Source organism: Bacteroidota bacterium (genome assembly GCA_016715425.1).
Classification (GTDB): domain Bacteria; phylum Bacteroidota; class Bacteroidia; order Chitinophagales; family BACL12; genus JADKAC01.
In genome coordinates this window covers 94541-108948 of record JADKAC010000006.1, presented here as the reverse complement: position 1 = coordinate 108948, position 14408 = coordinate 94541, and the positions used below count along the sequence as shown (strand labels likewise).

At 35.2% G+C, this 14408-nt stretch carries 6 protein-coding genes; 5 read left to right on the top strand and 1 reads right to left on the bottom strand.

All coding sequences use genetic code 11. The features are described from left to right. Nucleotides 1–15: 15 nt before the first annotated feature. The 3 genes from IPN31_12075 (at nucleotide 16) to IPN31_12065 (ending at nucleotide 7076) form a co-directional block, all read left to right on the top strand. On the top strand, nucleotides 16–2631 hold the full coding sequence (locus tag IPN31_12075; protein MBK8682620.1) for a T9SS type A sorting domain-containing protein: 2616 nt from the start codon (nucleotides 16–18) through the stop codon (nucleotides 2629–2631). Beyond that, a complete protein-coding gene (locus IPN31_12070) occupies nucleotides 2628–4088 on the top strand; it encodes a T9SS type A sorting domain-containing protein (GenBank protein MBK8682619.1) in 1461 nt (486 codons plus the stop codon). Before IPN31_12075 ends, IPN31_12070 begins: the two co-directional genes overlap by 4 nt. A 405-nt stretch (nucleotides 4089–4493) precedes the next feature. Continuing rightward, on the top strand, nucleotides 4494–7076 hold the full coding sequence (locus IPN31_12065) for a T9SS type A sorting domain-containing protein (protein MBK8682618.1): 2583 nt from the start codon (nucleotides 4494–4496) through the stop codon (nucleotides 7074–7076). A 277-nt stretch (nucleotides 7077–7353) separates the two neighbouring features. On the opposite strand, the gene smc is transcribed toward IPN31_12065, so the two are convergent. Continuing rightward, a complete protein-coding gene (smc, locus tag IPN31_12060) occupies nucleotides 7354–10896 on the bottom strand; it encodes a chromosome segregation protein SMC (protein MBK8682617.1) in 3543 nt (1180 codons plus the stop codon). A gap of 721 nt (nucleotides 10897–11617) precedes the next feature. Between smc and IPN31_12055 the strand changes: the two genes are divergently transcribed. Further along, on the top strand, nucleotides 11618–13237 hold the full coding sequence (locus IPN31_12055; GenBank protein MBK8682616.1) for an arylsulfatase: 1620 nt from the start codon (nucleotides 11618–11620) through the stop codon (nucleotides 13235–13237). 324 nt (nucleotides 13238–13561) lie between these two features. Further along, nucleotides 13562–14233, top strand: coding sequence for an MgtC/SapB family protein (locus IPN31_12050; GenBank protein MBK8682615.1), 672 nt, complete (start codon nucleotides 13562–13564; stop codon nucleotides 14231–14233). The last annotated feature ends 175 nt before the right edge of the window (nucleotides 14234–14408 follow it).

Genomic DNA, 14408 nt, shown 5'->3' with positions numbered 1-14408 from the left:
TAAAATTTAAAAAACATGAAAAATATTTACATTAATCAATGCCGTAAGTTGTGGGATAAAAGTTATCCTTATCTACTAACAACTATTTTATTCTTAACAATGCATAGCATTGCGTGGGGGCAATGCGCTGCTTTGGGCAGTGGCACTTGCACAGCCGCTACAGATGTTACAGGTACTGCTACTTGGAGTGATTATTACTGTGTAGGTAGTGATATTACAGTAAGTGGTAGCCTTACAATTAGCAGTGGATCTGTTTTAGAATTTAATGGATTTCATACTATAACTGTTACCAGCACGGGAAGTCTATCAATAGATAATACAGATATATATGGCAAGGCTGCAATGTGGGATGAAATTAAAGTGGAAGGTGGCGGCAGTTTGATTTTAACCAACAATCGCATACAAGATGGAACAAGAACTGTGTATGCAGAAAATGGTGCAAGCGAATCGCTATTGTATATAAGTGGAAATGTATTTTGTAATAATGAAACAGGAATTTATATAGACAGTTATTCAGGTAACTTATCTGCTCAAATTATAAATAATGATTTCTATGCACCTCTTCTAAAAAAATCGCCTGCCCAAATGGGTGATTACGGCATTTTTGTAAATAATGTAAATGCTACCGGTGGAGGAACTGCACTCACAATTGGAACCGGCACACCATATTCATTCAGCACCTCAAATAATTTCTATCTATTAGGGGTTGGAATTCGAACACATAGAAGTGATGTATATATTTCTAACAACACGTTTGATAATATTAAAGTAAGTAGTAACATGCCCACGGGAGAAAATATCTTTTCAGGTAAAGCAATTGTTGGTACTTCCACCGGAGCAGATATTTCTACACTTATAATAGGTTCAAGCGCTTCGGTTAGTGCAAATAATATTATTACAAACTGTATAACCGGAATACTTGCCCGAAATAATGTGAATGTAAATATTGGCTTCAACATAATTGATGGAGCATCTGATTATAGTATGGAAACAGGAATTGATGTAGAGAATTCAACAGGGCAACAGTCTATATCCAAAAATATAATATCAGACTTTTCAACCTTTGGAATAAATACACATAATCAAATAAATTCTACTTTACGAATAACTTTTAATACTATTTATTATAACACTGCTCCACTTACAGGTGAAGCACCATTCGGTATTGTATCAGATGATATAGGTTTTGGTGATGTATTGTTAACGGTTGCGAATAATACAATTACAAATATGAAGACAGGCATATTTGTGCGCAACTATAATGAGGCATTGGTAGAATCCAACATCGTTAATTTTATTCAACCTGAAACAGCGGGAAAAGGATATGGAATAAGAATGGAATCGTGCACCAAAGCCACAGTAAAATTAAACAGTAGTGTAGGTACTTGTGGAATCAGCAGTTGTACAGGAGATTTATTGCCTTATTATTTTGAAGATTGTACGGATGCAGAAATTACTGCTAATTATTCTGGAAATGGAGATTTTTACAGTATGATATTTACGGGTAATGTAATGGAAACCAACCTTACCTGCAATGAAATGCATAGTAGTATCAGAGGAGTTGGTCTATTGGGAATTAGTGGTCCTGTACCACCACCCATTGGTAATATTTCCGGTTCTATAAGTTATATTGAAAAAGCTATATCTGAAGCTGCTGACAACAGTTGGTATGGTAGCGGTACTATTAGAGTTTATGCCGTAGGTGCAACAACAGATGCCTCTACAGTTAGATGGCGATATCAAACCATTCCTGTTGTATATGATCTTTCGGGCACATTTATAGATGATGACGGAACAGGTGCGATGCCACCATTAGGATTAATTTCTACCTCTACAGGAGATTGCTATTCCCCTTATAGATTGAGCGATGATTCATTGGAAATTTTTATTAATAAATATACCGGCTATGCAGAATTTTACAATGATGCAGAAGTTGCAATAAATGATGGAGGGTATTATTACCATGCATGGTTATTTTGGAATGAGGCCTTACATTTCATAGAAAGTGATTTAGATTTGACAGGTGCTGTCGCCGATTATTATAATGCGATTGCAGCTACTAATATTCCAACACTTTTTCAAATTCAGGCGCTTATTTCTTCAACTAATTATAGCGAGGCTTTAGTATTAAATACATCTATTACACCAAGTAATGTTGTGGAAGAAAAATGGCAACTTGTTAATGATCTTTATTTGCAAAATATTGACAGTTTCGGCACTCTAATAATGACCGATGAAATGGAAGATCAATTATGGGAGATTGCCCTATTAAATACCTATGATAACGGGCCTGCCGTTTATGCAGCACAAGCAATGCTTAAAGTTATTCTAGACCCGGAAGATGAAGAAGTAGAAAAGATTCATGCAGGTGAATTATTTGATAAAGTAATAATGTATCCCAATCCTACAGAAAAGTATATTATGTTTAAAGGAGATTTTGATATGGACATACCTGCATTGATATCTATTTCTGATATTAGTGGTAAAGAAATAATTAGGACTTCAAATGTAAGTTTAAACATGCCTTTTATTCTATCACCATTAAGTGGCGGTATATACTTTATAAAGGTTGAACAAAAAGATTCAATCATTTATCAAGGTAAATTATTCATATTAAATTCAGGATTATGAAAAGCATTTTATTAGGTATAGCAGCAGCAATAAGCTGCTGCTATACTTTTGCTCAACAGGATGCGAATTGGGTATTTGGGGATAGTGCAGGATTAAATTTTCATGATGGTATTATTGAGTCATTTACGTCAAGCATGCATGGATATGAAGCTAATGCAAGCATCTCAGATAGTGATGGAAATTTGCTTTTTTATACAAATGGAATTAATATTTGGAACAAATACCATGAGTTAATGTCAAACGGTGATAGCTTGCAAATAGGTGGCTTGCCATATGGTGTGGAATATGGTAGCAGCATTACGCAGGGTGTTAATATTGTTCCTAAACCTGATAGTAATAATCAATATTATATTTTTTATATTAAGGACTTTGGTCTTGCTTATTCCTTGGTGGATATGAGTGATTCAACGGGAATAGTCCTAGATAAAAATATTGAAATCTTTGATAAATCGTTAACAGAGAAAATGCAAGCAGTTAAGCATGCAAACGGTTGCGACTGGTGGCTGGTTTTAAGAGGCTGGCCAGATGTATTAGAAGGTGATTCCGCTTTTTATTTTCTTACATATTTGATTACTGCTTCGAGTATCGAAGGTCCCTTTCTTCAATATTATGGCGAAGAATATGAATTTGATGAAGTGGCAGGTGCAGGACAGATGAAATTTACCAGAGATGGCAACAAATTAGCTCTTGCACGTAACACATTTGTTGATATTTATAATTTTGATAGGAATTCCGGCTTATTTTCCAACTGGCAATCATTATCGAATGTTTATGATTACCCCGCCTATGGGTTGGAATGGTCTCCAGATGGGACAAAATTATATGTCAGTGGTAATTACGGACCTGCAAGCAATACCGAATTGATACAGTATTGCATTAATTGTAACCCTGATATTGAAAGTACAAAAACGTTAATTTATAAAGAAAACTTAAGTGATTATCTTTTAGGACAATTGCAATTAGGATCAGATAATAAAATTTATGTTTGCACTTCTTATAAAAGCTCTCCACCCACTACCTTATTTGGGATACCAAATACAAATTTATCTGTAATCAATAGTCCAAATTCTTCAGGTCTCACTTGCGATTTTGATACATTATCAATTTCGCTCAATGGTAACGGGATAATTTTAGGTCTTCCAAATATGCCTAATTATAATCTTGGGGCATTGCCGGGTTATGAATGTGATAGTATTATTATTTCTGCAACCGATTTAAAGAATGAAAATGCAATTCAAATTTATCCCAACCCTGCAAATGAATACATCATTATTTCAGGAGATATAAATGCAAATGATCTTCTAAAAATTTACAGTGCAGATGGAAGAGTTGTGTTGCAGGAAAAAATAAATACAACAAATACGAAAGTGGATATTTCTATGCTGCCACCGGGTGTGTATGTTCTTCAAATAAATGAAGATAGGCGGGTGAAGTATTCGGAGAAATTATTTAAATAGTATTGGGTAATTAATTAGCAGATTAGCAAATAGCTGATTAGCTGATGAGGATAATGTGATTAATGTGAGAATGTGATTGATGTGCAAATGTGCAAATTAAAAATGCAAAAGCAAAAGCGAAGACTATGGCTATGGCTGGTTGTGATATAAATTGAAAATCAGGAATTTGACATTCAACTTATTTTCTTAACATGAAACTCAAACTTTGCTTTTTTTTCTTATACATGTTGTATTAAATACAATATCTCATGAAAACATTGCAAACTTCTGATAACTCTTTACCTGTATTAATATATTTTTATAATAACCATTAAAACAGAAATTGGCATTAATAAAAAATTGTAGATCACTAAATAATTTTCTTAAGTTTACTCATCTTTAAATTTTGAACATTCAACTTATTTTATGAAAAATAATCTACTTTTTAAATTATCACTTCCGGTTATAATATGTTCTATATTATTTTCTATCGGTTCAATCTCAGCTCAAAATACTTTCAGAAAAACTTATGATTTGGATCCCATATTCGGTTTTGAAACAACAAGTATTCACGATGTTATTCAAAATATTGACAGTGGTTATTTTTATTATGGCGGATCATTCTCTGCTGAAGATGGCTCACATCAATTTATTGCAAAGACAGATAAATTCGGTGATTTACTTTGGATTGATTCAGTGGCCTATCCTTATAAAGTGGCTACCATACAAGCTTGCAGCGATGGAAATATTGGTGTAGTGTATTATAGCCTTTACGTAGATTCAACTCGTATAAAGAAATTCTCATTAACCGGTTCAATTATTAGTGATATTTCTTTAGCAAACCCTGAAGAAGATTATTATATGTCAGGCGCATTTGTTTTTACGGATGACGGCGGCTATATTTTACCTGTGATGTTGGCTTATGATCTTACTTATGCTTATCCTGATAGAGAAATTGTGCTTGAAAAATATTCATCAGCAGGTAGTCTTGAATGGACTTATGAATTTTCGGTTGATTCCGCTTTTATGCCATTGTGTTACATAGTACAAACTGAGGACGGATATCTTATAAGCTCCGCACATAGATTTAGCTATTTTGATGCATCGGAAAATCTTGTGGAAAGCTTTTATTCCTCTCTTCGAAAAATAAATATGGATGGTGAGCTTGTGTTTTTTGAGGAGATTGCAGATCTTACAATTCGTAAAATAGAGGTATTGGATGACGGCAGTTACTTGTATCTTTTTGCCGATAATCATGATTACCCCACTTATGATGATACATACCAAGGATGGATATTGCAAAAGCGATCCGCTACCGGAGATATCATCTGGCAGCAGGAATATCCTGAATATTATAATTATGAATTAAAAAACATCATGGAGAAAAATGATGGCTCCATTGCCATTGCCATGTATGGTCCTTTAGATTTTACGTATTGGAGTGAAGGCGATCTTAATCTCTTTACTTTTGATGAGGACGGAAATTTTATCAACGAAAAATTCATTAACAGCAATACTGATAATTTTTCTTTATTTACTACAATTTCCACATCGGACAACGGCTATTTATTTGCTGGTGGAAGCACTCATTATACTCCAGATGCTTTTTTAATGAAAGGCGATTCGCTTGGCAATTCAGACCGTGTTGAAATAGTAGGAAAAGTATTCTACGATGCTAATAACAATTTAATCTATGATGACGGCGATGTTGATTTACCGGATCAATTGGTAAGTATAATTGACGAAGGCATATATACAGCCACTAACTCGCAGGGTGTATTTACAACATTTGCATACACGCCGGGCGATTATAATATTTACACTGCACAGCCCGACCTGTTTTATCAAACATCTCCCTTGTCTGATTACTATTCTATATATGTAGATTCAATTGCAATGATTTTAGATACACTCTATTTTGCTAAAAATTCTGATGAAATTTATTCTGATCTTACACTACAGGTTGACGGTGGAGTGGCAAAGCTCGGTTTCAACTCATTTTATTCTGCAACCATAAAAAACGAAGGTATATTAACTGCCGGCGATGTGGTGCTTACGCTTTATTTTGATTCGGCATTTACACTTGAATCTTCCACGCCATCTGCAGCTACCTATTCCGGGGATATAGGAACATGGGAGATTTCAAATTTGAATGCACTTGAAAGCTTTAATATCAATCTCTTTATTATTACTGACAACGATACATCATTAATTGGTGATGAAGTAATGTTACATGGCGTTGTAGTAAATTCCACAAGTGAAAGCACATTAGAAAATAATGTAGATACTTTAACATTGATTGCCGCAGCTTCCTTTGATCCCAATCATAAATCAGCCATACCTGCCGGCGAAACTGATTTGGGTTATGTTGATCCTGCTACTTCGCATCTGGAATATAAAATTGAATTTCAAAATTTAGGTAATGATTCGGCAACATTTATTGTAGTGTATGATACACTGTCATCTGAAATTTTATTTGAAAGTTTTCACATGCTCTCTGCAAGCCATAATTATACATTGGATTTTATTTATCCTAATATCGTGAAATGGACATTTAATAATATTAATTTGCCCTACAGCTTTATTGATGAACCCGGCAGCCAGGGCTTTGTAAAGTTTGAAGTTGATCTGCAACCCGGCCTGCCAGTTGGTACACAAATTAAAAATAATGCAGCTATTTATTTTGATTATAATCCCGCAGTAATTACAAACACAGCCTATACAACATTGCAGTTGTATATTCCTGATTTTATTGCGGATGATCAGCTATTCCAAAAAGTAATTGTATATCCAAACCCATCTGACAATCAGATATCTTTCTCTAATTTACCTGACGGTGAATTTATCGTTGATATTTATGATCTGAATGGAGTTTTAATGCAGACAAGTAATATTAATTCTTCGCAACAATATGTCGCAGTGCATTCATTGCCTCCAGGGCAATTTATATTTCAAATTAAATCAAACCACAACTTAGTTGGTAGCGGAAAATTGATAATTATAAAATAGGCTTAAGATGGTGAGTAGTGAATGGTGAGAAGTGAATGGTGAGTAGTGAATAAAAAAAATCAGTGATGACCGATCAGTGGTGAGTTTTAAAACCCGAAACCTGAAATCCGAAACCCGAAACACGGAACTTGAAACATGGAATCTGAAACATGGAACTCTAAACACGGAACTTGAAACACGGAACTTGAAACATGGAACCCGAAACCTGAAACTTTTTTAGCCAACTGCCAATAGCAAACAGCCAATAGCCTTTTAATTAATTAACACAACTCAATACTCAATTCAAATTTCTAAAATCCACCGGCACTACTTTACTAATTCCTTGCTCCGGCATTGTTACTCCATAAATTACATCCACTTCCGACATCGTGCGTTTGTTATGTGTTACAATTATGAACTGTGAATTATCAGAGAATCTGCGAATCATATTATTAAACTTGGTGATATTATTATCATCTAAAGGCGCATCCACTTCATCCAAAATACAGAATGGAGCGGGTTTAATTAAATACAAAGCAAACAATAACGCCATTGCAGTTAATGTTTTTTCACCACCTGATAATTGATCTATCACTTGTGGCTTTTTACCCTTTGGTTTTGCAACAATATCTATCTCTGCTTCCAATGGATCTGAATTTTCTTTTAATATTAAATCACAATCATCATCCTGTGTAAATAAAGTGCGGAATACTTCTATAAAATTGGTGCGTATTAAATGGAATGCATCATCAAATTTCTTCCTTGCAGTTTCATCAATTTCCATAATCGTTGCGAGCAAAGATATTTTTGCCTGATTCAAATCTTCACGTTGAGCCTGCATAAAATCATAGCGCTGTTTCATCTCTTCATACGCTTGCACGGCCATCGGATTTACTTCGCCATAATTCTCAATCCGTTTTTTTGCCGCATCCACTTTTGCCTGTAATTCTTCCAGTGTAATATCTTGTGGTGGATCATTATCTAAAATACTTTCTAACTCAACACTAAACTCCACCCACAATCTTTCTTTGGTTGCAGCCAATTGCACTTTCAATTCGTTCAGTCTGTCTTTTATAGAACCTAACATCTGATCGCTGCTATCTTTTTTGCGCTGTAATGCTTTGATACTATTTTCTGTTTCCGCAACTTCACCTCTCGATGCGTAATAAGTTTGTTCTGTTGTAGCAAGTATTACTTCATCTGCCGCTTTCTTATCATATAAAATAATGAGCAGCGCTTCAGTTTCTTTAAGATTTGTATGGCTTTCAGATAGCTCGTCAATCACATCTGCTAACTGCTTTGTATTAGTGGTAAACAACGTTTCATTTTCAGTTAAACGATTTTTCTTATATCGCAATTCCTGATCAATACTTTGATATTTATTTTGTTGCTGATGATAGCGAATATTTTCCTGATTGTAAATTGTAGAATGATGATTTAGTTTTTCACTCACTTCACGGAAAGCAGTTTCTAATTCTAACAACACATGTTGTTTATTTTCTTTATCTGCAATTTGAGTATCATGCGATTCATTTAAAGTGATACTTTCTGCTTCCGTTTGTTCTATCATACTTTGGAAGTTTAATTTCTTATCACCCATTTGCTTTTGCAGATTCAGCACATTTTCAATTCGTGTTTGAATAGAAACTATTTGCTGACTTGCATGATTCACCACCTCTCTTGCTTTCTGTATTTCTTTTTCTGAAGATGTGTTTTGCAACTCCTGTAATCTCTTGCGAGCATCTTGCAATTCTGCTTCAACTTGTTTTTCTTCCGAAGCCATTTTTTCCAAAGCAGCTTCCATAGTTTTCAGATTCTTCTCTCTGCCTAAACGATTCCCTTTTGTAACACCAACTGAACCACCTGAAACTGTTTTTCCACTGCTGATAACTTTGCCGCTGCGATGCAATACATGCACACCCGGAAACTGTGATGTAATCTCTTGTGCCTTTGCACCAAATTCATTTACATCATCAATAATTATTACATGACCGAGCAAATGATTTAATAGTCCTGCATATTTTGAATCTGCATTTACTACTTGCAATGCATGCGTAACTCCATCCACATTTACATCCGGATGTTGTGTTGCAGAAAATTGATCCAACAAGAAAAAATTCGCTCTGCCTTTTTGATTATTTGCCAATGCATTAACCGCATCCATTGCATGCTGCATATCTCTAACAATATAATAATTCAACCACGGTTCTAAATAAGTTTCTAAAGCCGCTTTATAATCATCATTTGTATTTACCACATCCGATAACAATGGAGCATCATACATACTGCTCACATTTTTCTTCAGATATTTTATTGACTCAGGAAATCCTTCAAAACTTTCATACAGATTTTTTGATAACGTAAACTCATTGCGTTTTGAATCTGATCTGCGATGTACTTCTGCAAGTGCTGTACTTATTTTTTGAATTTCATTGCGCAGTAATTCTTGTTTTTCTTTTAATGCATTTTCATTTTGTAATAATGCATCCAATACCTCTCTTGCTTCTGCATGTTCTGCATTCCAGTTATTCAACTCTTGTTCTAACGGAGATAGTTTTCCGCTATTAGAATCTGTATCTGTATCTAACAAGGATAACTCACGATGATAGCTTTCTAACCGCACACGATTAATCGCAATTTTTTTATCTATCTCATACAAATTTCTTTCAGCAAGTTTAAATGCTTCCTGACCTGCTTCCAATTGTTTTTTAGAACTGTCGTGTTCTTTTTTTACTTGCTCTAATTCAGTAAGAAACTGTTGCAGACTTTGTTTAATGGTAAGCAGTTTTTCATTCTCTTCCGCAGCTTGTTGTTCAAGTGCAACTATTTGTTCTTTAGTTTTTTCAATTGCAATTTGTGTTTCTTCAATCGAGTGTTTCAGACTCACTTGTTTTTCTTCCAGAAACTTAATGCGCTCTTTGCCTAAGTTATTATCATTTTCTTTCTTGCGGATTTCATCCAACAACAGATTCAATTCTTTTTGCAAAACAGAAAGTCCTTGTTCTTTTTCCAACAATAAAATTTTCCTATCGGCGATAGAAGCCTCCAAAGCATTAATTTCTGTTTCAATAGCAAGCTTCGCATCACTTTCAAATGTTTGTTGATTTGCCAATTGCTTATAAATATCCTTATGCGATTGCAACATTAAAATTGCAAGGTCAATACTGTTGGTTTTATAATCTGCTTTCAGGCGATGATAGCGCTGTGCTTTTTTTGCTTGCTTCTCTAATTCTTTTAAATTGTTTTCAATCTCAAATAAAATATCTTCCGCACGATCCAAATCCATTTGAGTGGCGGTAAGTTTATTCATCGTTTCCCGCTTGCGGATTTTATATTTTGAAATACCGGCAGCTTGTTCAAATAATCTGCGACGTGAATTATCCTTATTATGCAGAATATCATCCAGCATACCCAACTCGATTATCGCATACGAATCCGTGCTGATACCCGTATCCATAAACAGGCTCACAATATCTTTCAGTCGGCAGGCAACATTATTAATGCGGTATTCACTTTCGCCGGTTTTAAAATAATGGCGTGAAATAGTAATCGTGCTGTATTCCGTAGCCAATAGATTGCGGGTATTTTCAAACGTCAGCGAAACCTCCGCCATGCCACTTGCTTTCCGTGCTTTGGTACCGTTGAAAATAAGGTTCTCCATTTTTTCTGTTCGTATTGCTGTGGGTTTCTGTTCGCCAAGCACCCAGCGGATAGCATCCACAATATTGGATTTGCCACAACCATTGGGGCCAACAACACCCGTAATGTTTTCATTAAAATGCAGAACCGTTTTATCGGCAAAGCTTTTAAACCCTTTCATCTCTAACGTCGTAAGTCTCACGCTTTTTTTTTAATTATGATTCAATACAAAAATACAGGAACACAAAGGCGCAGCAGGCAGATAAATTCAACATTTGTGGATAAAAAAAGTGCCCTGATTATTCACATATATTGACTTTATAGTTTTTGGTGATAAGAATAAAATTTTTTAGGAGCTATTTCCCGCTATCCGTTCCAAGGCCTGACACTTGCCCTACTTCAAAAATTCCACAGCACAGTGTCAGGCGCTTTCCACTACTATCGGGGCTAAAAAAGAATGCAACTATGAAAAAGCCATGTCTTTCAGAAGTTGAAAGATGTCTTTTTGCGCTTAAACCATGTCATATCGTAGTTAGAAGATATCTATTGCCGATTGGATGATATCTTTTAGCGACTGGATGATGTCTTTTAGTAATTGGAACATATCTTTTGCCAATTGGAAGATGTCTTTTATTGCTTAAATGATCTCTTTTTGCTGCTGGAAGGTGTCGGAAAATGCCTGGAAGATGTCAGAAAATCATTTTAAGACATCATAAAATGATTTTCTGACTTACTTTTTTGTCACCGCAGAGTTACCCGAAGGGAACTCTGCGAGGAATAATATTAAACTTCTCCCTTCACTTTATATTTTATATTTTATTTTAGCATCGTTCCTACCTAATCTGGACAAGATGAATTCCAATGAAAAATTTTCGAATACCCAAATAAATTTATAACTGAATCTAAAACTAAAAACAAGAACAATGAAAGTTTCAATGTTTGCGCTATTAGGGATGTTTATCCTTACATCCTTTATAACCAATGCGCAAGAAAAAGGAAAAAATGATGGTAAAAAACCAAATATCATATTGCTTATTTCGGATGACACCGGATGGGGCGATTTAGGTCTTTACGGCGGAGGAGAAGGTCGTGGAATGCCAACTCCCAATTTAGATAAAATTGGAAATGAAGGCATGCAGTTCTGGTCGTTCTATGGTCAGCCTAGTTGCACACCCGGCAGAGCTGCTATGCAAACCGGCCGCATTCCTAACCGCAGTGGTATGACTACTGTTGCGTTTCAAGGTCAAGGTGGTGGACTTCCCGCTGCGGAATACACCATTGCAGATATATTAAAACAAGGAGGATATACCACTTACTTTTCCGGAAAATGGCATTTAGGCGAAGCAGACTATGCAATGCCTACTGCGCATGGTTATGATAAAATGCAAAACGTGGTGCTTTATCATTTAAATGCTTACACTTATGCATTCCCTTCCTGGAATCCGGATATGAGTGCTGAAACATCTGCTTTCTTTAAAAAAGTTACTACAGGTATTTTAGAAGGTGAGGGAGGAAAACCTGTTAGAGAGATTTCTAAAGTAACCGAAGAAAATATTGCAGAATTGGATATGATGATGACTGATAATGTACTTAAACAATTAGATGAATATGCAGCAGGAGATGAGCCGTTTTATATGAACATTAACTTCGCTAAAAACCATCAACCAAATTTACCTTCCAAGCAGTTTAAAGGAAAATCGCCTGCAAAAAGTGATTATGGTGATTGTGTGATGGAGATGGATTACAATACAGGTCGCATTATGGACAAGTTAAAGGAACTTGGTATTGATGAAAATACAATTGTTGTTTATACAGTAGATAACGGCGCTTGGCAGGATGTACATCCGGATGCCGGATATACTCCATTCAGAGGTTCTAAAGGAAATGATCGTGAAGGTGGAAGCCGTGTGCCTGCATTGGCATGGTGGCCGGGTCATATTGAAGCAGGAAGCAAAAATCATGATATTGTGGGCGGTCTGGATTTAATGGCAACATTTGCAAGCTTGGCCGGAGTTGCTTTACCAACAAAAGATAAAGAAGGTCAACCAATGGTTTTTGATAGTTATGATATGTCAAACATACTATTTAATGAAGGTAAACCATTGCGTGATACTTGGTTTTATTTTACTGAAAATGAATTAGCTCCCGGAGCAGTTAGAATAGGAAAATGGAAAGCAGTATTCAATACCCGTGGAGATAATGGTGCTATGGCAGGTAGTGATATGCCAGGACAACAACTTGGTTGGAGAGGTGATCAAACCTATGTAGCTACTGTTCCTGCAATTTATGATATATGGCAAGATCCTCAGGAACGTTATGATTTATTCATGAACAGTTTTACCGAAAAAACATGGACGATTGTAATATTTAATAAAGCCATTCAGGATTTAATAAATACTTATATCCAATACCCACCTCGTCAATTACAAAGCGAAGTCTATACCGGACCGATGGGTATAACACAATTTAGAACTATGGAAGAAGCTAAAAAATTGATGGAACAAAAGGGAATTAAATTGCCCGATTTGAATTCTAAAGAATAATTAAAAATTTTTATACAACTAAAGAGGGCGCATTCATGTGCCCTTTTTAGTTTTTAATTTTATCATAATATACTTTCGTCTTAGCAGTTTCTTCTCATCTGATAAAAAATTAATTACCCCGCAAAACTCTTCGAAATTTATTTCTCATTTCCGTCTCTCAATCTTTGTTACCTTAATTCTGTTCCTGTATTTTGTATTTCGCACAACACAAATATTTTCAAAACAAAAGGTTTAATACACTGTTGGTTTTTGCAGGAACGAAGCTTATCGTGAATCATTAAATATTACAACTACATTTGGAGTAATCATTAATTATAAAATGGCATGCTTAGTTGGTATGAAATAATTATTCGCCTCTCATTAGCTTCTTTATTTGGAGCTCTTATCGGAATAGAACGGGAAAGAAAAGATTGGGCAGCAGGGCTAAGAACTCACATGTTGGTTTGCGTGGGTTCTTGCTTATTAATGATGGTTTCTGCTTATGGATTTTCTGATGTTTTAGGTACTGAACATGTAGCACTCGATCCTTCACGAATAGCTGCACAAGTAGTTAGTGGAATTGGATTTATTGGAGCCGGTGCAATTCTGTTTTCAAAGCATGGTACTATCCGTGGCTTAACCACAGCGGCCGGGTTATGGACTATCGCAGCTATTGGCCTTGCAACCGGTGGAGGGATGTATTTTGCTGCAGGTATTACAACAATAGTTTCATTGATAATTCTCTGGGCTTTACAACCACTGGAGCAATTATTCTTTAGAAAATTCAGACAAAAGACTTTGAGGATTGTTACAAATCTGAACGTAAATAATACGGAGTTGCTCAGTAATATTTTGGATAATGATGAATTAAAAATCCAAACTTTTTCACTTGAAAAAAATGATGATCAATTTGTTTTCCTATTTACTTTTGAAAAAATAGATTTAGCAAAAATCAGCAACTTAGTAAATGCATTGAAAAAAGATCCCGCAGTGAAAGATATCTTTTGGAATCAATAACATCGCATTCGTTTTCTTGAAATTTTATTGCTGATATATTCAATTCAGCCTCGCCGCAAGTACCGATATGTTTTTTTTACAAGTATAGAGTACATGCATTGCCAAGCCAAAAAATTAATATACATTTGGATAATTATAACGATGGTTATCATTTTCTCTATTCAATACTCATTCA

Coding starts and splice junctions, on each gene's coding strand:
- IPN31_12075 (MBK8682620.1), top strand. CDS start 16: ATGAAAAATATTTACATTAATCAATGCCGTAAGTTGTGGGATAAAAGT.
- IPN31_12070 (MBK8682619.1), top strand. CDS start 2,628: ATGAAAAGCATTTTATTAGGTATAGCAGCAGCAATAAGCTGCTGCTAT.
- IPN31_12065 (MBK8682618.1), top strand. CDS start 4,494: ATGAAAAATAATCTACTTTTTAAATTATCACTTCCGGTTATAATATGT.
- IPN31_12055 (MBK8682616.1), top strand. CDS start 11,618: ATGAAAGTTTCAATGTTTGCGCTATTAGGGATGTTTATCCTTACATCC.
- IPN31_12050 (MBK8682615.1), top strand. CDS start 13,562: ATGCTTAGTTGGTATGAAATAATTATTCGCCTCTCATTAGCTTCTTTA.